We start from the raw sequence: 20,788 nt of genomic DNA, 5'->3' as shown, positions 1-20,788 counted from the left end.
GCATCGTATAGGCGCTACGGTAGGAAGCAATACGAGTGCATTGCAAAGAGAGAAGGCTCCCATGCTGGTGATCGCGTTGTCCGAGGCGAGCGCCGACCTGGTCGACCTGGTCGGTGGCAAGGCGGCCGGGCTGGGCGAGTTGATCCGGTGCGGCGAGCGGGTGCCCGACGGCTTCTGCGTCACCGCCGAGGCGCACCGGCTCGGCGTCATCCCCACGGCCGAGGTCGTCGCCGCGTACGAACGACTCGGGGCGGGCCCGGTGGCGGTGCGCTCCAGTGCCACGGCGGAGGACCTGCCGGACGCGAGCTTCGCCGGGCAGCAGGACACCGTCCTCGACGTCACGGGCACCGCCGAGCTGGTCGCCGCCATCGAGAAGTGCTGGGAGTCGCTGCACAGCGAGCGCGCGAGGGCGTACCGCGACGCGCGCGAGATCGAGCACCAGACGGTACGCATGGCCGTCGTCGTGCAACGCATGGTCACGCCCACGGTCGCCGGGGTGCTGTTCACCGCGAACCCGCTGACCGGCCGCCGCGACGAGATGGCCGTCGACGCCGCCGCGGGCCTCGGCACGCTCGTGGTGGACGGCGCGGCACAGGTGGACCACTACGTCCTCGACGGCGTCGCGCGCGACGACACGGGCTGCCTGACGTCGGCGCACCTGGCCGACCTGCGCGCCATGGGCGAACGGTTGCAGGCCCACTTCGGCTGCCCACAGGACGTGGAGTGGGCGATCGACAGCGACGGTGTCCGGTGGCTTCTCCAGTCCCGGCCGATCACCAGCCTGTTCCCCCTCCCACCGGAGACGCAGAAGCCCCTTCCCCGCGTCTACCTGGAGTTCGGTCACGTCCAGGGCATGCTGCGACCGGTCACGCCGATGGGCATGTCGACCCTGCGGACGCAGATCGCCGCGATGCTCGCCGCGCTCGGCGTCCGCGTCGAGATCGTCGACATCGGCGGTCGACTCTACGGCGACCTGACCGACCTGGCACGGGACCCCTCGGCCCGCAGGCGACTGGTGAAGCTCCTGGCTGTCGACTTCGGCCCGCGCGCCCAGGCGGTGATGCGGCACGTTCTGGCGGATCCCCGGTTCGCACCGAGCGGAGCCCGCACCACGCGCGGCCGGGCGCAGGGCGCCGCGTCGCTGCGCACCGCCGGCCGCGCGGTGGTGGGGATCCTGCGGGCTCTGGCCCGTCCCGAGGCCGCGCGGATGCGGATGTTCGCGGCGATCGAGCAGCTCAGAGTACGCTCGGCCGCCCCCGCCGACCTGCGGACCGCCGCCGACCGGCTGCGCTTCGTGCGGGCGAGCGACGCCGACGACAGCGCCGACGCGATCATGTGGCCGATCGTCGCGGGGATGCTCGCCGCCGCGCTGCCGACCACCCTGCTCAAGGGAGTCGCCGGCCCGGACGAGATCCACGCCGTGCTGGGTGGCATGCCGCACAACGTCACCATCGAGATGGACCTGGCCCTGTGGCGGCTCGCCCAGGGCGCTGGCGAGCACCGCCACCTCCTCCTCGACACCCCGCCGGCCGAGTTGGCAGCGCGCCACCTGCGCGGCACGCTGCCCGACATCGGCATGACCGCCTTCCTGGACGTCTACGGTCACCGGGGCATCGCCGAGGTCGACCTCGGCGTGCCGCGCTGGGCGGAGGATCCGACACCGGTCTTCGCCGCGGTCGCCAACTACCTGCGGGTCACCGACCCACAGCAGGGCCCCGACAGGCGCTTCCAGCGGGCCAGCGCGGCAGCCGAGGCGGCGTTGGAGGAGCTGGTCGGGCGAGCCCGCCGCCGGCGGCCGGTGCGCGGCGCCATCGCCGGGTTCCTGCTGCGCCGGGCGCGGTCCCTGGCCGGCCTGCGCGAGGCCGGCAAGTTCGCCGGGCTGTACCCACTGCGCGAAACCCGCCGCCAACTGCTGCTCATCGGCGCCGACCTGCACGGCAGCGGGTTGTTGGACCAGCCCGACGACATCATGTTCCTGACCCTCGACGAGGTGCACACCCTCGTACACCAGGGTGTTGACCTGCGCGGCACCGTCACCGCCCGACGGGCCGTGCACCGCCGGGAGCTGCGCCGCCGCAGCGTGCCGGTGGCGCTGTTCTCCGACGGCACCGACGTCGAGACCATCCTGCCGGCGGCGCCCACCGGCGACGGGACACTCGTCGGCGTGGGCGCGTCGGCGGGCCGGGTGACCGGCCCCGCCCGGGTCGTCCACGACCCGGCCACCGCCCACGTCGAACCCGGGGACGTCCTGGTCGCCGCGACCACCGACCCGGGCTGGACCCCGCTGTTCCTCACCGCCGCGGCGGTGGTCACCGAGACCGGCGCGATCATGGCGCACGGCCCGACGGTGGCCCGGGAGTACGGCATCCCCGCGGTCATCTGCGTGCCGGACGCCACCCGGACGCTCACCACGGGACAGCTCGTCACCGTGGACGGTGGCGCCGGAACCGTCACGCCGCACTGACCGTCGGCACCTACCGGGAAGGACGACAATGACCGACGGTCACCCACTGTGAAACGATCGAGGCCATGCCCAAGAAGGTCGATCACCGGGAGCGACGCACCCTCATCGCGGACGCGCTGATGCGGATCGCCGCGGAGCAGGGCCTGGAGGCGGTCAGCCTGCGCCACGTGGCCGCCGCGGCCGGGGTGTCCGCCGGGATGGTCCAGCACTACTTCCGCACCAAGGACGAGATGATGGCGTTCGCGTTGAGTGTGGTGCGGGAGCGCAGCCAGCTCCGGATCACCGAGGCGGTGGCGCGACTGGGCGAGAGCCCGCCGCCCCGGCTGCTGCTGCGCACGATGCTCGCCGCGCTGTTACCCCTGGACGACCGGACCCGCGACGACGGGCGGGTGGCGCTGGCGTTCCTCGCCTACACGGCGGTGCGACCGTCGGCCGAGCCCCGCCTGCACGAGGACACCGCGCAGTTCACCGGCTTCATCGCCGGTGTCCTGCCCGAGGGCCACGGTGCCGCCGCTGCGGCCGGCCTGCTGGCGCTGATGGAAGGTCTCGGTGTCTACCTGCTGGGTGGGCAGTACACCGCCGAGCAGGCGCTGGGCGCGCTGGACGCCCACCTCGACCTGCTCTTCGACTGATTCCGCCGGAGCCGGGCCGTTGGCCTCCGACGAGGTGCGAAACAGACCAGGATGAGCGGATGAGCCGCGTCCACCGGTCCCGGCCGATGCTGGTCGAGGAGGCACACCGGGCCACCACCTTCGAGATCTTCTTCGACCTGGTTCTGGTGTTCGCGCTGACACGGCTCATCGACTTCATGGCGGAGTCGCTGGGGCCGCTCACCCTCTACCAGGGGCTCCTGCTCCTGCTCTGGTTCTGGTACGCGTGGAGCTGCTACGCCTGGCCAATCAGGTCCGTGCGGACAACGGCCCGGTGCTGGCCGGGATGCTCGCGGCGATGGCCGCCATCTTCGTGGCCGCGCTGGTGATCCCGCAGTCGTGGCAGCGCCACGACGGCGCGCTGAGCCCACCGCTCACACTGGCCATCGCCTACATCGTGGTCCGCGGGCTGCACCTCGGCCTGATGACCTACTCCTCGTCCGACAACCCGCGGTACCGCCGGCAGACCCTGCGCTTCGCCGTGCCCACCACGCTCGCCTGGGTCCCGCTGCTGGTGGGCGCCATCCTCGGCGGGACCGCGCAGACCGTGCTGCGGACAGTGGCGTTCCTCGTCGACTACGGCGGCGGCCGGACCGCCACCGCCGCCAGCGACCGTCTGCCTGTGGTGGCTCTACTTCGTGGGCGTCGCACCGGCCGCGGCGAAGGTGCTGACCTCGGCCTCGCCGCGCTCCCGGCGTCGCCAACAGTTGGCGTCGGACGCGTACACGCTGGCGCACCTGCCGCTGGTCGCCAAAGTCGCGGTGTCCCCGGTAGCGGGACACCGCGACTTCACCGGACCCGAGTGGATCACGCCGGCCGTGACTGCCCGCCTCAGCCCGCCGCCGGGGCACCCCGCGCCTTCAGCCGGCGCAACTCGTCGGCGGACATCAACCATGTCGAATTCGTCGCCCCCAACCCGAGGAGCACCTGGTCGAAGGCGTTGCCGTCGTTGTCGTCGGTGTAGCAGACGCTCACCTCGCCCCACGGCGACGCGGCGACGGCCAGCTGCTCCTGTCGACCCGTCGTGGTCTGGCTCAACGCCTGGGCCGCCAGGCGGCCGGTGGACGTGCCGTCCGGGTTGAGACCCCGCGCCCAGACGTCCGGGTTGGTGCCCGACACCGTCCAGCCCACCACCACGTTGTCCTGGTCGTCGATGCCGACACCGGGAGTGCTGGCCCCGGCCCCGGCGGAGACCTGGACCTCGTCGTGCCGGGCGGTGCCGGCGGCCGTGAACGACCGCGCCCAGACACCTCGGGCGCCGGTGTGGTCGGATTCCCACCCGACGGTGAAGTCCCCGGCGACGTTCGCCGCGACTGAGGCGCGCTGCTGCTGCCCGCCACTCTGCGCGTTGGCGGTCCGCCGCGACAGCACCACGGCGCCGTTGGACCGGGCCAGGCGGGTCAACCCGATGTTGTACGACCCGTTCGCGTCGGCGTCCTCGTCCCAGACCACAAGCGCCTCACCGGCGGCGGACACCGCCACGTCGGGGCGGTGGTGCGTACCCGTCGTCTGCGAGGCGGTCACCTCGTACCCCTTGGTGGTGGCCGCGGTGTAGCCGGCGGCCTTGACGGTGGCCGGGGCGGTCCCCTGGATGTCCTCCCAGACCACGGTGAAGCCGACCCCGGCGGTGGTCGGCGCACCGTCCGGGTCGACCGCCACCTTCGGCCAGATCTGCTGCCCGGCGTCACTGGCGTTGGCCTGCCCCGAGCCGAGCACCGCGCCGCTGGGCGACACCACCCGGTACTGGATGTTGTAGACGCCGTTGCCGTCGCCGTCGGCGGCCCAGACCACCACGGCGTTGCCCCGGTCGTCGAGCCCCACGTCGGGGCTGATGTGCCGCCAGGCGGCCCCGCTGGTGCCGCCGCCGGACAGCTTCAGCTCGTAGGCGGGCGTGCCGTCGCGGAACAGGCGCAGGTAGATCTCGCTGTGGGTGTCGTCCTCGGGCGCGGTGCTGTCCCGGTCGTCCTCCCACACCACTGCCACCTGGCCGTTGCGGTTCATGGCGATGCCGGGCAGGTCCTGGTCGCCGGTGGCCACGCTGTTCGCGGTGGTCCAGGTGACCGCCTCGGCGGTGACGGCGATCGGGGCCGGCGCCAGGTTCGGGACGAGCAGGGAAGCGGCGAGCAGTGACGTGATTGCGGTCATGGTGGTTCTCCTTCACCCGGCCTGGAGGCCGGGTTGGCCGTCGAGGATGACGAACGAGCGCACCATGGACGCCGCGGCGCCGTGCTCGGTCACCGTGTTCACCGCGCGGAAGTCCGCGCGGACCTGGCCTCGGCTGATCGTGGTACGCACGTAGCCACGCCGGTCCGAGTAGAACTTCAGGTGCGGGTTGGCCGCCGCGTTCGGGATTGTGGTGCTGCCGGTGCCGTTGCCGGTCGAGCTGATCGAGGTGCAGACCAGTTCGGTGCCGATGGTGGCCGACGACGGGTTGGCGTAGTCGGCCTTGAGGTCGTTGGCCCACGACCGGTGGACGTCACCGGTGAGCACCAGCGGGTTACGCACCCCACGCTGCTGCCAGCCAGTCTGGATCCGGCTCCGGGAGGCTCGGTAGCCGTCCCAGGCGTCCATGCTCGCCGCCCCGTTCGCGTCGAGTTGCTGGGCGAAGAAGACCTGTTGGCCGAGGATGTCCCAGGTGCCGTAGCGCTGGGCCAGCCCGTCGAGCAGCCACGCCTCCTGGTTCGCCCCGGTCAGGGACCGGGAGGGCAGGTCGGCGTCCGCGCAGACCTTCCAGCCGTCACCGCAGGCCTGGTCGTCGCGGAACTGCCGGGTGTCGAGCATGTGGAAGGTGGCGAGCTGCCCCCACCGCACCCGCCGGTACAGCGGGATGCTGTTGCCGCTCGGCGCGGAGGCCGGCCGCAGCGGCATGTTCTCGTAGTACGCCCGGTACGCGGCGGTGCGCCGCGCGGTCCACTGCGCGGCGGTCAACGTGGGGCTGCTGTCGTTGCGGACCATGTTGGCGTAGTTGTTCTCCACCTCGTGGTCGTCCGGCACCACCAGCCAGGGTGCCGCCGCGTGCGCCGCCTGGAGGTCCGGGTCGGACTTGTAGAGCGCGTACCGGCGGCGGTAGTCGGCAAGCGACACGATCTCGGCGCCGACGTGCTGGCGCACCGTGGAGGTGCCGACACCACCCTCGTAGATGTAGTCGCCGAGATGCAGGATCAGTCCGGGGTTCTCCTCGGCCATCCGCCGGTACGCCGTGTAGTAGCCGGCCTCGTAGTGGGCGCAGGAGGCGAAGGCCATCACCAGGTCACGGCCGAAGGTGCCGGGCGCCGGGGCGGTCCGGGTCCGTCCGACCGGGGAGATCTGACCCTGGGCCCGGAACCGGTAGTAGTAGTCGGAGTCGGCGGTGAGCCCGCCCGCGATCGCGTGCACGGAGTGCGCGTCGGCGTAGCGGGCGGTCACCGAGCCGGAGGCGACGAGCGAGGTGAACCGGTCGGTGGTGGACACCTGCCACTCCACTGCCACGTCGGCGTTGGCCATGCCGCCCTGTCCGTCGGCGTTGAGGGGCGACGGCGCCAGCCGGGTCCACAGGACCACGCTGTCGGGCGCCGGGTCACCGGACGCCACACCGAGCTTGAAGGGGTACGGCACCGCGGCGCGGGCACCCTGGCGGGGTGTCACCGCGACGCCGGCAGCCACGAGTCCACCGAGGACGAAGATGCGACGGCTCAGCCTTGTCATGGTCAACAGCCTTGAGAACGTCGATGAACGGCAATGGGTGCGGCGCGTAATCCCACATGACGGAAGGCTGTCCGCACCACGGCGGTCAGGTGTCCTGGCCGCCGGGGAGTCACCGTCAGCCCAGCGGTGCCGGCGACTCCGCGCCCGGGATGGTCAGCCGTGGCGCACCGGACCCGTCGGCTGGGACACTCCAGACGTCGGGCTGGCCGTCGTCCTGACGTCTCGTGTAGGCGAGCGTCCCGCCGTCCAGCCAGGCGGCCTGGTCGTCGACGCTACGGGTCTCGGCGGTCGCGGAGACCCGCATGGTCGCCAGCTCCAGGACCGACAGGCGCCAGCCCTTCGCCGGGTCGGCGTCGATCGCCTCCTTGAAGGCGATGCGGGTGCCGTCGGGGGACAGCGACGGGCACTCGACGTTCTCCTTCAGCGTCTCGACGGTACGGGCGGCGACGTCGCCCCGGACCAGGTAGCGCCTACCCGCTGTGGACATGGTCGCGTAGAAACGGTTGTCGTCGGCGGTGAAGGTGACACCCCAGTAGTTGACGTCCGGGCTGCGGTAGCTCCGCCCGTCCCGCGTGATGGCGAACTCTTCGAGCGAGGTCACAGTGGCGCCGGTGGTGGTGTCGAGAATGCCGGTGCGGGTGGAGAAGCCGCTGGCGGTGTAGGAGTCGCCGCCGACGAACGTCGTCCAGGAGACCATCCGGCCGGAGGCCGACACCCGGGCCCGGTTCGGCAGGCCCGGCACGTCGATCGCCCGCGTCTGGCGCAACATGGCGTCGAGCACGACCACCTGGTACGACCACGCGGTCTGCGGTGTGAGGCAGACGCCGGTGCCCGCCGCCGCGTACACCCGCAGGCATTCCAGGCCGGAGACGGTGCGCGGCCCGGTGGGGTCGGCCGTGGCGACTGTGGACAGGTGCCGGTCGGTGATGGCCAGCAGGCGTGGGCCGGGGGTCAGGGTGACCGCCCGGTCGCCGCTGGCGGCCGGCGGCGTCCTTGCCGGCTCGGCGGCCGTGGCCGCGTAGCCGGCCGCCACACTGCCCAACAGGACCGTCGACGCGGCCACCACGCCGAGTTTCGCTCGGGTCGACAACACGGTCATCGGGACACCTTCCGAGTGCGCAGACGGGACGGGACGCCCAGCAGGAGCAGGGTGAGGACCAGAACGCCGACGACGGCCACGGCCGCCACCCGGATCGCGGCCTGCGGCCCCCACGCCTGCCAGGCCAGACCGAACAGGACAGAGGAGACGAGGTACGCCAGCGCCTGCCCGGTCTGCACCAGCGCGATCCCGGTGGTCCGCAGCCGCGCGGGCAGTATCGGGCCGGCGAGCGCGATGAGCACCCCGTCGGTGGCGGCGTAGAACCCGCCGTACAGCGCAAGCGTCAGCGCGATCAGCGGCCAGCCGTCGACCGGACCGGCCAGCAGCAGGTACGTCGCACCGAGCGCGGTGTAGCCGCCGAGCACCACCGGTAGCCGGCCGACCCGGTCGGCGAGGACGCCGAGCGGGGTGGCGAGCAGCAGGTAGGCCAGACTGGTGCCCACCGCGAGCAGGGGAAACCAGCGCAGTCCGAGGTCCTCGCGGCGTTGCAGGAGCAGGTAGACGAATCCGTCGCCGATGGTGGCCAGCCCGAGCAGCGCCGCGGCCAGCACGAGCCGACGGGCGGGCCCTGCGCGCAGCAGACCGAACGCCTCGCGTACGGAGACGTTCGGGCCGTCCGTCGACTGGTCGGTGGGACGTTCCCGAACGAAGAGCACCAGGACGACGACGGCCAGGGCCGCGACGCAGAAGCTGGTGACGAAGACCGCGTCGTACGACTGCCCGACGACAAGCAGGACGGCGAACGCGGCGAGCGGCCCGAGGAACGCGCCGACGCTGTCCATCGCCCGGTGCACCCCGAACGCCCGGCCCAGCGCCTCGGGTGGCGTGGAGAGCGTGATCAGCGCATCGCGCGGGGCACTCCGCACGCCCTTGCCGAGCCGGTCGACGGCGATGACCGCGCCGATCGCCGGTATCGACCGGCCGGCGAGCAGCAGGCCGAGTTTCGCGACCGCCGAGAGTGTGTAGCCGACGCCGGCGATCAGCTTGCGCCGCCGGAACCGGTCGGCGGCGAACCCGCCGACGACCCGCAGCAGCGCTGTGGCGCCGGTGTGGACACCGTCGAGCACGCCGAAGGCCACCGGGCTGAGCTGGAGGCCCAGCACCAGGTAGAGCGGCAGGACGGCGGCGACCATCTCGGCGGAGACATCGGTGATCAGGCTGACCGTGCCGAGTGCGACGACGTTGCCGCTGACCAGGGCGAGCCGTCGCCGCCGTGGCCGGAATCCGGACCGTCCGGAGCCGGGCTGGTCGGAGCCGGGCTGGTCGGAGCCGGGCTGGTCGGCGACCGGTCGGGAGACTGTCGACAGGTACACGAGCATCTCCTCGGATCGACGACTGACGGTCAGCCATCGTCCGTACTCATCGGAGCGGGCACAACGGACCGCGTGCGGCAGCGAGGCGAGATGCGGGTGAACGCCTCGCGAACATCGAGGTGTTCGCCTGCCGCGTTGTGGTGTTCATCCGTCCGTCGCCCGCCGGCCGATCGACGCTCCTACATTCCATGCGCTTCACACCCGGAACAGAGGAGTCCTGGATGGACATTCGATTCCCCCGTCCGCCGATCACGATAGGTGCGGTCGCGGTGCTCGTCGCGGCCACCGCCGCCGTCGTCGTGACCGGTGCCGACGCGGCCTCGGCGGCGAGCGTGACGTTCACGCCGGTGGCCGACACCTACGTCCAGAACGACGCGACGTCCACCAACTACGGCACGTCCCCGCAGATCGTTGTCGACAACTCGCCCGTGCGGCGCTCGTTCCTCCGCTTCACCGTGAGCGGGGTCAGCGGCACGGTGACGAGTGCCAAGCTGCGCCTGCGCACGATCAGCGGCAACGACGGCAGCGACGCCGGTGGCACGTTCCGCCGGATGTCCAACACGACGTGGTCGGAGACCGGCACCACCTGGAACAACCAGCCGGCCATCGACGGGGCCACGCTCGGCACCATCGGCGCGGTCAGCGGCAACACCTGGTACGAACTGGACGTCACGGCCGCCGTCACCGGCAACGGGACGTACAGCTTCGGTGCGACCTCCGCCAGCGGCGACGGCGCCTACTACGACACGCGCGAGAGTGGCGCCGACGCGCCGCAACTGGTGGTCACCACCGGGACCACCACGCCACCGTCCGGCGACCCGGTGTTCGTGGGTGCCGGCGACATCGCCGACTCCGGCTCCGGCGACAGCGCCACCGCGACGCTGCTCGACAACATCTCCGGCACGGTCTTCACCACCGGCGACAACGTCTACGACAGCGGCACCGCGGCGCAGTTCAGCAGCTACTACGAGCCCACCTGGGGTCGGCACCGGACGCGCACCCGCCCGTCGCCGGGCAACCACGACTACAACACGTCGGGCGCGACCGGCTACTACAACTACTTCGGTACGTCCGCCGGCCCGAGCGGCCGCGGCTACTACTCGTTCGACCTCGGCAACTGGCACATCGTGTCGCTGAACTCGAACATCAGCATGTCGACGGGCTCGACTCAGGAGCAGTGGTTGCGCGCGGACCTGGCCGCCAGCGGCAAGCCGTGCACGCTGGCCTACTGGCACCACCCGCTGTTCACGTCCAGCTCCAACCACGCGCCGTCGACGTCGACGCGCCCGTTGTACCAGGCGCTCTACGACTACAACGCCGACGTCGTGGTCTGGGGGCACAACCACGTGTACGAGCGGTTCGCACCGATGAACCCGTCCGGTGGCGCGGACGCCAGCCGGGGTGTGCGCAGCTTCGTCGCCGGGATGGGCGGTGCCAGCCACTACGGCTTCGGCACCATCCAGCCCAACAGCGAGGCCCGCAACAGCTCGGCGTGGGGTGTCCTGAAGTTCACCCTGCACTCCAACAGCTACGACTGGCAGTTCGTGCCGGTGGCCGGCCAGACCTACAACGACAGCGGCACCGGCAACTGCCACTGATCGGGATCATGACAACGACGCGTGCCCCTGTCCGCAGGGCGGGCAGGGGCACGTGCGCGTACCGTTCAGGCGTCAGCGAGCCGTGCCGGCCCGGCGCTTGTTGTAGACGTCGAAGGCGACGGCGACGAGCAGGACGAGGCCCTTCACCACCGACTGGGTCGACTGGTCGATGCCCATCAGCTGCATGCCGTTGCTCATCACCGCCATGATCAGACCGCCGACCATGGCGCCGACCACGGTGCCCACCCCGCCGGTGACCGCCGCGCCGCCGATGAAGGCCGCAGCGATCGCGTCCAGCTCGAACATGTTGCCGGCGGCGGGCTGGGCGCCGTTCGACCGCGAGGAGTAGATGACGCCGGCCACCGCCGCCAGGAAGCCCATGTTGACGAACATCCAGAAGTTGACGGTGCGGACCTTCACCCCGGACAGCGCCGCCGCCGACAGGTTGCCGCCGATCGCGTAGACCTGGCGACCGAAGACGGTACGCCGGGTGAGCAGGCCGTAGACCAGCACGAGCACCGCCAGGATGATCAGCACGATCGGCAGGCCCCGGGCGTGCGCCAGCTGCCAGGCGAAGTACATGATGACCGCGCCGACCAGCACGACCCGCGCGACGAACAGCGGGAACGACTCGACGGGCTGCTGGTAGCGGATGCGCGCCACGCGGGTGCGGAAACCACTCACCGCGTACCCGGCCACGGCGACCGCGCCGATCAGCAGCGTGAAGGCGTCGAAGCCCTGCCCGCCGAGCAGGCCGTTGAGGAAGCCCGCCGCGACCTTCTGGTACTCGGCCGGGAACGGCGACAGGGAGATGTTGTCGAGCACCCGCAGGGTCAGACCCCGGAACAGCAGCATGCCGGCCAGGGTCACGATGAAGGCCGGAATGCCGGCGTACGCCACCCAGAAGCCGTGCCACGCGCCGACCGCGATGCCGACGGCGATCGCGGCGACGACACCGACCCACCAGGGATAGCCCTGCTGGATCACCAGCACGGCGGATACCGCTCCGGTCAGCGCGACGACCGATCCGACCGACAGGTCGATGTGCCCGCCGATGATCAGGATGACCATCCCGATCGCGAGCACCAGGATGTACGAATACTGAAGGACGATGTTGGTGATGTTGCCGGGGCTCAGCAGCACCCCGTCGGTCAGGATCGCGAAGAACGCGACGATGACGACCAGGGCGACGTAGATCCCGCTCTGCCGCAGGTTGTTCAACACCAGCGCCCGCAGGTCGTTCGTTCCGCTGTGCAGAGCGGCGGCGGGTGTGCCGTCCGGAGTCGCCGGGCTCTCCGTCGGAGGGGTCTTGATGCTGGTCACGCGACGAGCTCCTTGTCCTTGGTCATCAGCTCCATGAGGCTCTCCTGAGTTGCCTCGGCCACCGGCATCTCGCCGGTGATCCGGCCGGCGGCGAGGGTGTAGATGCGGTCGCACATCCCGAGCAACTCCGGCAGCTCCGAGGAGATGACGATCACCGCCTTGCCGGCGGCCACCAGCCGGTTGATGATCGTGTAGATCTCGAACTTGGCGCCGACGTCGATCCCCCGGGTGGGTTCGTCCAGGATCAGCACGTCCGGGTCGGTGAACAGCCACTTCGACAGGACGACCTTCTGCTGGTTGCCGCCGGAGAGCTTGCCGACGACCGCCATGACGCTCGGCGTCCTGATGTTCATCTCCCGGCGGCTCGCCTCGGCAACCTTGATCTCCTCGTTGCCGTTCACCCAGCCCATGCGGGACAGCCGGTCCAGCGCGGCGGCGGACACGTTGCGGCGGACGTCGTCGATGAGGTTCAGACCGTACCTCTTGCGGTCCTCGGTGACGTAGGCGATGCCGTTGTCGATCGCCTCCGCGACGGTGCGCGCCTGCACCTCCCGACCGCGCACGAAGAGTCGGCCCCGGATGTCGCGTCCGTACGACCGGCCGAACACGCTCATCGCCAGTTCGGTGCGCCCCGCGCCCATCAGGCCCGCGATGCCGACGACCTCGCCGGCGCGGACGGACAGGGCCACGTCCTCGACGACCATCCGGTCCTGCACCGGGTGCCGCACCGTCCAGTCCTCGATCCGGAGGACCTCCTCGCCGGGGGACGACTCGCGGTCGGGGTAGAAGCTGTCCAGGTCGCGCCCGACCATGCCCCGGATGATCCGCTGCTGGGTCACCTCGTCGGAGCGCATGTCGAGGGTCTCCACCGCGCGCCCGTCACGGATGACAGTGGTCGAGTCGGCGATGGCGGTGATCTCGTTGAGCTTGTGCGAGATCATGATGCAGGTGATGCCCTGGTCCTTCAGGGCCCGCAGCAGGTCGAGCAGGTGAGCCGAGTCGATGTCGTTGAGAGCGGCGGTCGGCTCGTCCAGGATCAGCAGGCGCACCTTCTTCGACAGCGCCTTGGCGATCTCCACCAACTGCTGCTTGCCGACGCCGAGCTGGATGACCGGGGTGACCGGGTTCTCGTGCAGCCCGACCGACGCCAGCAGCTTGGCGGCGTCGGCGTTGGCCAGGTTCCAGTCGATGAGCCCGAGGCGGTTGCGCCGCTCGCTGCCGAGGAAGATGTTCTCCGCGATCGACAGGTACGGCACCAGGGCAAGCTCCTGGTGGATGATGACGATGCCGTTGGCCTCGCTGTCGCGGATGCCACGAAACTGCATCGGCTTGCCGTCGAAGAGAATCTCGCCGTCGTACGAGCCGGACGGGTAGACGCCGGACAACACCTTCATCAGGGTGGACTTGCCGGCGCCGTTCTCACCGCAGATGGCGTGGATCTCCCCACGGCGTACTGCGAGGGTGACGTCCTCCAGCGCGGTCACGCCGGGGAAGGTCTTCGTGATGCGACGCATCTCGAGGATGGTGTCGTCCATGGTCACTGTCCTCCGTCAGGTCTGGACGGGTACGCCCAGACGTCGGGCCCGGCGGCGACCGCCGGGCCCGACGATTGGCTTACTTCTTGGCCTGACCGGCGGCGACCTCTTCCGCCGTCCAGTAGCCGGAGTCGATCAGCGCGGTCTTGATGTCGTCCTTGTAGACCGTGACGATCGGGAGCAGGTACGCCGGGACGACCTTGACACCGTTGTTGTACGTCTTGGTGTCGTTGGCCTGCGGCTCCTTCTTCTGCAGGAACGCCTCGGCGGCGTTCACTGCCTGGTCGGCCAGCAGGCGGGTGTCCTTGAAGACCGTGGAGCTCTGCACGCCGTCGTTGATCAGCTTGATCGAGGCGATCTCAGCGTCCTGGCCGGTCACGACCGGGAGCTTCTTCGCGCCGGTGCCGTAGCCGGCGTTCTGCAGGGCGGTGATGATGCCCCGGGAGATGCCGTCGTACGGCGACAGCACACCGTCGACCTTCGAGCCGTCGTTGTAGCTGGAGGTGAGCAGGTTCTCCATGCGCTTCTGCGCGGTCTCCTGCTGCCACCGCAGGGTGGCGACCTGCTCGGGCGTGGTCTGCTTGGACTTGACGACAAGCGTGCCGTCGTCGACGAACGGCTTCAGCGTGTCCATCGCGCCGCTGAAGAAGAACTGCGTGTTGTTGTCGTCGAGCGACCCCGCGAAGAGTTCGACGTTCAGCGGCCCCTTGGCGGTGCCCTTCGAGCCGTCCTTGTTCAGCAGGCCGAGACCGACGAGCAGCGCGGTGCCCTGGGCGACGCCGACCTTGTAGTTGTCGAAGCTGACGTAGAAGTCGACGTCCTTGCTGCCGCGGATCAGCCGGTCGTAGGAGATGACCGGGATCTTCGCGGCCGCTGCGGCCTGTAGCTGGCTGCTGAGCGCCGTGCCGTCGATCGCCGCGACGACCAGGACGTCAGCACCCTGGGTGATCATCTGGTCGACCTGCTGCGACTGGGTGGGGATGTCGTCGCCGGCGTACTGGAGGTCGACCTTGTAGCCCTTCGCCTCAAGCTTGGACTTCACCGCGTTGCCGTCGGCGATCCACCGCTCCGAGGTCTGGGTCGGCATCGACACACCGATGGTCAGGTCGCCAGGCTTCGCGTTGCTCTTGTCGTCACCGCTGCCGGCACCCCCGCCACTGCACGCTGCCATACTCAGCGTCAGCATCGCGCCGCCGAGAGCAACCAGGAATCTCCTGCCCACGGGCTTCTCCTCTCTGGACTCCCCCGTCGAGTGCCGGGGCCAAAACTGTCACCTTTCGGGGTAGTGTTAGCGCTCACATACGGCACGTCAACACTAGATCCGAAATACCGGTGTCACGGTCTCGTAACGGAGGCGTCCCAAGCGGCGAGGCCAGCACCTGGAGGGGCCCCGACCTGGGAGCACGGCGATGACCGGCACCGGAGCGGACGCCCGCCGGACAGGCCCGTCGACCGCGCCGAACCACCGTCCAGACGGCCGGCGAACGCGACGGTGCCCGCGGACGACGGGCGTCGTCCGCGGGCACCTGGAGTGCTGTCGGATCAGGCGGGCTGCCGCGACCTGGTCGGTCGACGGACCCGGTGGGCTATCGCTGCGTCCACCGCTGGTTGGCCGCCCCGGTGCAGTTCCACAGGATCACCGTGGTGCCGTTGGCCGTGCCGTTGCCGTTGACGTCGAGGCAGAGCCCGGACTGGGCGCCGCTGATCGTGCCGTTGGCGTTGATGGTCCACCGCTGGTTGGCCCCACCGTTGCAGTCCCAGATCTGCACCTTGGAACCGGCCGCGGCGTTCGTGGGCGCGTCCAGGCACTTGCCGAGCGACTGAAGGGTCTGACCGTTGACAGTCCAGCGCTGGTTGGCGGCGCCGTTGCAGTCCCAGATCACCGGCTGGGTGCCGTTGGCGGTGTTGCTGTTCGGAACGTCCAGGCAGCGGCCGGAGGCGGCGCTGGCCAGCGCGCTCGACGTACCCGGCGGCGGGCTCGTCGGCGGCGGGGTCGTCGTCGGGGGAGTCGTCCCCCCACCGCTGACCCGGTAGACCACGGTGCCGTGCGCCGGAACGCTGGCGCTGATGGTCCCGCTGGAGGAGGTGGTGGCACCGGACCACGCCTCGACCAGGGTGAACGAGCTCCCGGACTTGCCGACGGCGGCGGCCGTGGTGGAGATCGTCGTCGTCGAGCCACCCTGGTTGAACAGGGCGACGGCGACGTCACCGTTGGCCAGCCGCTTGGCCAGCACCCGGCGGGTGCCGTCGAACGACACCTGCGTCCCCTGCAACCCGAGCGAGTCCTGGTTGATCGCGATCAGGTTGGCGTTCTTCAGGATGGTCTGCGTCGCGGAGTTCATGTTCCGGACGTCGTTGCCGGCGATCAGCGGAGACGCCATGATCGCCCACATGGCGAAGTGGCTGCGCATCTCCGTGTCGTTCATGCCGCCGCGACCGACCTCCATCATGTCCGGGTCGTTGAACCCACCCGGCCTGGCGTAGGACGCTATCGGAACCGTCACGTTGATGATGTTCTGGATGCCCATCGGGTAGCCGTTGGTCTGGCCGGTGTCCCAGGCGTTGGTGATGTCCTCGGTGGTACGCCACATGTTGGCCACGTCGCCCCAGTTGCGCTGCGGGCCGGTCTTGGCGTGGATGCTGTTCGGGTTGATGCTGTAGACGATCGGTCGGCCGGTGGCGGCCAGCGCGTCACGCATCTTGGCGAAGGTGGCCACCTGGTCGTTGATGCTGCCCTCCGGCGAGCACCAGTCGTACTTGAGGAAGTCGACGCCCCAGGCGGCGAACTGGCGGGCGTCCTGCACCTCGTGGCCCCGGCTGCCGGTGGCACCGGGGTAGGAGTTGAAGTACTGCGCGCAGGTCTTGTCGACCGGCACCTGGTAGAGGCCGAACTTCAGGTCCCGGGCGTGCAGGTAGTCGCCGAGCGCCTTCATCCCGCTGGGGAACCGGGTGGGGTCGCCCTGGATGTTGCCGGAGCTGTCCCTGTTGGGGTTGAACCAGCAGTCGTCGACCACGACGTAGTTGTAGCCCAGGTCCCGCATGCCGCTGCTGACGATCGCGTCCGCTGACTGTCGAATCAGCGCCTCGTTGATGTTGCAGCCAAACGAGTTCCACGAATTCCAACCCATGGGGGGAGTACGCGCCACCCCGTTGTCAAGTGCCTGCGCCGCCGGGGCGCGGAGGCCGACCAGAGCGCCGGCGACCAGCACTCCGGCCGCCAGCACACTCCCCCAGCGTCGACCTCGGGTGATGCGGTTCATCGAGCCTCCTTGTCGGTGGCGCCCGCCCGTGACTACGATCAGACTGGTGGGTCGATAGCTGGACGCCGATTCTTGTTAGCGTTAACAGAGACGTCCATCATGTTACGGCCACATTTCACGAGGTTCAATACCTCCACGGCAGTTGCATTGTCATCGGTCGATGAAAAAAGCCGGGCGCCCGATTGATCGGTGTCTTACCGACGGTGACGAGCCAGCGGCACGGCGAGGTGCCGGCGACGCCGGGACTCTCCGGCTGGGGCCGACGTCAGCGCCGCGGTGGGGCGACGCTCTCGCGGGCGACCAGTGCCGGCGCGATGGTCTGCCGCATCGCCCCGCCGGTGCCCGTCTCGATCTGGGCCAGCAGCATCTGCAGGCTCGCCCGCGCCACCGCGTCGAAGTCCGGACGGACGGTGGTCAGCGGCGGAATGAAGTACGCCGCCTCCGGCACGTCGTCGAAACCGACCACGCTGATGTCGTCCGGCACCCGCCGGCCGAACTCGTGCAACGCCCTCAGCACGCCCAGGGCGAGATGGTCGTTGGCGGTGAAGACGGCGGTGACCTCCGGCATCCTCGCCAGCATCTGCCCGCACCGGTAACCCGATGCGGCGGACCAGTCTCCCGGCATCAGCGGCGGCGGGTCCACACCGGCCGCCAGCAGGGCCTCCCGCCAGCCGTCGATCCGGCCGACGCTGTCGAACCAGTCGAACGGCCCGGAGACGTGCCAGACCGTGCGGTGCCCCGCGTCGAGCAGGTGTCGGGTCGCCGCCCGGGCACCCGCCACCTGGTCGACGGTCACCAACGGCACCGGCCGGCTCGGGTCGCCGTCGACGGTGACCAGCGGGACGTCCTGGGGAAGGCGCTCCAGCGCCTCACCCGCCGACTCCACCGGCGCGATGACCACGATGCCGGCGACCCGGTGCGACAGGTGCCGCTCGACGGCAGCCGAGATGGAGCGGTGGTCCAGGTTTCGCACGCTGCCGACACTGACCGCGAAACCCTCCTCGGCCGCGGTCTGCTCCAGAGCGGCCAACAGCGACGCCGGGCCGTAGAGGGTCGTGTTCTGTGCGACCACACCGATGACCTGGGACCTGCCGGTCACCAGGGCACGAGCCGCGCCGTTCGGGCGGTAGCCGAGCTCGGCGATCGCCGCCCGCACCCGGAGCCGGGTCTGCTCACGAACGTTGGGGTGCCCGTTGAGCACCCGCGACACCGTCTGATGGGAGACACCGGCCAGACGAGCGACATCTGTCATCGCGGGACCGTGGACGGCCATTTCACTCTCCCCGCTAAGTCTCGGGCCCGCGGCCCGGTCGACGTCGACTGGAGCGGCACGGCCCGGCCCGGCCCGATCCCCTCGCTCAGCCACCACGCCGGTGCCGAATCCCAGGTGACCAGCGCTGAATCGCCGTCAGTCTACGCCAGCAAACGCTTCGAATACGGGACGGCTGTGCTCGGATGTGCTACGCATCGAAGCCACACAAGGCTTTTCCCGCAGTGCGTACGCGGCCAGCTGGCTCGCGGCCACGGGCTGCGGTGGCACGCCGGCCTGCTCCACGCTCCTGGAGAGAACGTGGAGCAGGCCGACTGGGCACCTGGTGGTGGCGCCGACCGCACGTGCCGGGCAGGCAACGCTCGTCGGCGCCACCGGTCAAAACGATGGTCGTGTGACTGGCGTCACGGTGTCGTCAGGTCGAACCTGCGGACCGTGACCGCGCCGCCGAGTGCCGACGTCGCGTGGTTGAAGATGGCGAACCGGTAGCCCATGAAGAACTGCCAGTTGTTCGCCAGCGTCAGGGCGTTACCGAACGAGGTGAAGTTGACCCCGTCCGTGCTGTACGAGAAGCGGGCCTGCCGGCCGGACCCCGGTCTGATGTCGGCGTTGGCGCGCAACCAGATCCGACCACCGGAGACGGCGGTGCTCGCCACCTCACTGCCGGTGCTTGTGGTGTTCCAGCTGCCGTCCATCGTGAGCCCGTTCTGCATGACCAGACGGGTGGACCCGTTGTCCTTCCGGACTCCGATCCAGGCCGACGAGTTGCGCAGCACCGCCAGGCCGGTGCGGTCACCGTCGCGCATCGTGGAGTAGTCCAGCTCGATGGTGGCCGTCGAGGTGGGGCCCTGGATCCGGTGGGTCAGCGTGTTACGCGCCTTGTACAGGTCGCCGGTGACGGTGGCGGTCTGTAGGTTCAGCCCGTTGTTGACCGACCACTTGCTGTTGTCGGGGTTGTGGTTCCACTCCCACTGCGGGCCGAGGGTGGTGCCGGCGAACGTGTCGGTGCCGGTGAGCGGCTTGACGGCTCGCGGCGGCGCGGGCAGGTTCGGCTTCGGGTAGGTGGTGCCCCACGTGCCGTTGACCGTCTGCAACACGGGCCAGCCGTCGCCGGTCCAGGTGATCGGCGCCATGGCCGGCATCCGACCACCGGGGTACGCGTCGACGAACGACATGTAGTACCAGTCGCCGTTCTGGGTCTGCACCAGCCCACCCTGGTGCGGCACGCCGCCACCGGAGATCGGGCCGGGCAGGTTGAGCAGCACCTGACGCTGCTCGTACGGGCCGAACGGGCCGTTTGTCGACTTCAGCACGTACTGGCCGTTGGCCGGGCGGGTGAGCCAGATGTAGTAGGCGCCGTTGCGCTTGTAGAACCGGGCGCCCTCCAGCGTCCCGATGCTCGACGGCGTCTGGTACACCTGCTGGGCGCGGACCTGGGACTTCCCGTCCGCGGACAGCTGCGCCACGCTGATCGTGCTGTTGCCGTACGCCACGTACATGGTGTCGTTGTCGTCGATCAGCATGCCGGCGTCGTAGTAGCAGTTGGGGATGGTGGTGTGCTTGGTCCACGTGCTGTCGACGGCGGACGCGGTGTAGATGTGGGTCTGCGCGAAGTCGATGCACCCGGCCCAGTAGTACGTCTTGTTGCTCGGCCGGTAGTTCAACGTCGACGCCCAGATCCCGTCGACGTACGCGTTGCTGCCGCCGCTCATGTCGTACTTCGAGCCGAAGTCGAGCTTGGGCACGGAGTGCCCGGCGTACTCCCAGTTGACCAGGTCGTACGAGCGCAGCACCGGCGCGCCCGGGGAGTAGTGCATGGTGGACGCCGACATGTAGTAGGCGTTGTCCACCCGGATGATGTCGACGTCGGCGAAGTCCTGCCAGACCACCGGGTTCGTGTACGTGCCGTTCGACGGGGGCGGCGTGGTGGTGGGGGGTGGCGTGGTGGGGTCGCCCCCGCCGTCGACGCGGACGAGCTGCCACTGCTGGTTGGTGCCGTTCCAGTCGGCGTACTGCACGATGTTGCCACCGTCGGCGGTCGAGGCGCCCTGCACCTCCATCACCTTGTTGCTGTTGCGGTTGATCAAGCGGACGTACCCGCCGTCCGAGTCGGCCAACCGGAACTGCTGGTTGGTGCCGTTGTTGTCACTCCACTGCACGATCGGCCCGCCATCGGCGGTCGAGCGGCCGGAGACGTCAAGCACCTTGCCCGACAGCCGAGACTTGAGCCGGTAGTAGCCGCCGCCGGAGTCGACGAACTGCCACTGCTGCTGGTTGCCGTTGTTACGCGTCCACTGGGTGATCCGCGCGCCGTCGTTCGTGGCCATGTTGTACACGTCCACTGCCTTGCCACTGTTGCGGTTCACCAACACGTACCAGGCGCTGGTGTCGACAGTTGCCGCCGACGCGGGCGCCGCGGCCACCGCTGCGGCCGCGCCACCGACCACCAGCACCATCGCGGCGACGGCGAGTCTCGACAGCCACCCGCGCCGCCGTGGCGCACCCCGGGGAACCCGACCGATGGAAAGCATGATCCTCCTCTGCTGACGCGAACCGTGCGGTCTGGGCCGGCGTCCGCGGCACCGGGCGGGG

General features: G+C 70.0%; 13 protein-coding genes and 1 pseudogene. 4 read left to right on the top strand and 10 right to left on the bottom strand.

The window, feature by feature from the left end:
• The first annotated feature begins 61 nt into the window (after nt 1–61).
• The 3 genes and pseudogenes from AB0A95_RS03540 to AB0A95_RS03530 all read left to right on the top strand — a co-directional run.
• Nucleotides 62–2,464 (top strand): PEP/pyruvate-binding domain-containing protein, encoded by a 2,403-nt coding sequence (locus AB0A95_RS03540; RefSeq protein WP_357553985.1) that lies wholly within the window; start codon nt 62–64, stop codon nt 2,462–2,464.
• A 65-nt stretch (nt 2,465–2,529) separates the two neighbouring features.
• Complete coding sequence (locus AB0A95_RS03535) at nt 2,530–3,096, top strand: TetR family transcriptional regulator C-terminal domain-containing protein (RefSeq protein ID WP_357553984.1); 567 nt, start codon at nt 2,530–2,532, stop codon at nt 3,094–3,096.
• A 59-nt stretch (nt 3,097–3,155) separates the two neighbouring features.
• Nucleotides 3,156–3,670: pseudogene (locus AB0A95_RS03530) on the top strand (low temperature requirement protein A); the annotation flags it as partial.
• Nucleotides 3,671–3,945: 275 nt separating this feature from the next.
• Here the strand turns inward: AB0A95_RS03530 and AB0A95_RS03525 are convergent.
• The 4 genes from AB0A95_RS03525 to AB0A95_RS03510 all read right to left on the bottom strand — a co-directional run bounded on the left by AB0A95_RS03525 (nt 3,946) and on the right by AB0A95_RS03510 (nt 9,210).
• Nucleotides 3,946–5,259 carry a hypothetical protein gene (locus tag AB0A95_RS03525; protein WP_357553983.1) on the bottom strand — a complete coding sequence of 438 codons (1,314 nt, stop codon included), beginning with the start codon at nt 5,257–5,259 and terminating at the stop codon, nt 3,946–3,948.
• A 12-nt stretch (nt 5,260–5,271) separates the two neighbouring features.
• Complete coding sequence (locus AB0A95_RS03520; protein WP_357553982.1) at nt 5,272–6,798, bottom strand: alkaline phosphatase D family protein; 1,527 nt, start codon at nt 6,796–6,798, stop codon at nt 5,272–5,274.
• Between the two features lie 115 nt (nt 6,799–6,913).
• Nucleotides 6,914–7,897, bottom strand: a complete 984-nt coding sequence (locus tag AB0A95_RS03515; protein WP_357553981.1) for a hypothetical protein — start codon at nt 7,895–7,897, stop codon at nt 6,914–6,916.
• The gene (locus tag AB0A95_RS03510) at nt 7,894–9,210 is read right to left on the bottom strand and encodes an MFS transporter (protein ID WP_357553980.1); all 1,317 of its coding nucleotides are present in this window, start codon (nt 9,208–9,210) and stop codon (nt 7,894–7,896) included. Before AB0A95_RS03510 ends, AB0A95_RS03515 begins: the two co-directional genes overlap by 4 nt.
• A 221-nt stretch (nt 9,211–9,431) precedes the next feature.
• On the opposite strand from AB0A95_RS03510, the gene AB0A95_RS03505 reads away from it, so the two are divergent.
• Nucleotides 9,432–10,808 carry a DNRLRE domain-containing protein gene (locus AB0A95_RS03505; protein WP_357553979.1) on the top strand — a complete coding sequence of 459 codons (1,377 nt, stop codon included), beginning with the start codon at nt 9,432–9,434 and terminating at the stop codon, nt 10,806–10,808.
• A 72-nt stretch (nt 10,809–10,880) separates the two neighbouring features.
• On the opposite strand, the gene mmsB is transcribed toward AB0A95_RS03505, so the two are convergent.
• From mmsB to AB0A95_RS03475, 6 genes are all read right to left on the bottom strand, one after another.
• Nucleotides 10,881–12,131: a multiple monosaccharide ABC transporter permease gene (mmsB, locus tag AB0A95_RS03500; RefSeq protein WP_357553978.1), complete on the bottom strand. Its 1,251-nt coding sequence runs from the start codon at nt 12,129–12,131 to the stop codon at nt 10,881–10,883.
• On the bottom strand, nt 12,128–13,666 hold the full coding sequence (gene mmsA, locus AB0A95_RS03495; RefSeq protein WP_357553977.1) for a multiple monosaccharide ABC transporter ATP-binding protein: 1,539 nt from the start codon (nt 13,664–13,666) through the stop codon (nt 12,128–12,130). Before mmsA ends, mmsB begins: the two co-directional genes overlap by 4 nt.
• 79 nt (nt 13,667–13,745) lie before the next feature.
• Nucleotides 13,746–14,888 carry a multiple monosaccharide ABC transporter substrate-binding protein gene (chvE, locus tag AB0A95_RS03490; protein ID WP_357553976.1) on the bottom strand — a complete coding sequence of 381 codons (1,143 nt, stop codon included), beginning with the start codon at nt 14,886–14,888 and terminating at the stop codon, nt 13,746–13,748.
• A gap of 364 nt (nt 14,889–15,252) precedes the next feature.
• Nucleotides 15,253–16,926 (bottom strand): alpha-galactosidase, encoded by a 1,674-nt coding sequence (locus tag AB0A95_RS03485; RefSeq protein WP_357553975.1) that lies wholly within the window; start codon nt 16,924–16,926, stop codon nt 15,253–15,255.
• A 265-nt stretch (nt 16,927–17,191) separates the two neighbouring features.
• Nucleotides 17,192–18,178 carry a LacI family DNA-binding transcriptional regulator gene (locus tag AB0A95_RS03480; protein ID WP_357553974.1) on the bottom strand — a complete coding sequence of 329 codons (987 nt, stop codon included), beginning with the start codon at nt 18,176–18,178 and terminating at the stop codon, nt 17,192–17,194.
• A gap of 422 nt (nt 18,179–18,600) precedes the next feature.
• Nucleotides 18,601–20,727 carry an RICIN domain-containing protein gene (locus AB0A95_RS03475; protein ID WP_357553973.1) on the bottom strand — a complete coding sequence of 709 codons (2,127 nt, stop codon included), beginning with the start codon at nt 20,725–20,727 and terminating at the stop codon, nt 18,601–18,603.
• Between the last annotated feature and the right edge of the window lie 61 nt (nt 20,728–20,788).

The sequence above is a fragment of the Micromonospora sp. NPDC049230 genome, from assembly GCF_040647875.1.
In the GTDB taxonomy this organism is placed as follows: domain Bacteria; phylum Actinomycetota; class Actinomycetes; order Mycobacteriales; family Micromonosporaceae; genus Micromonospora.
This window is presented reverse-complemented; position numbering and strand designations above follow the sequence as displayed.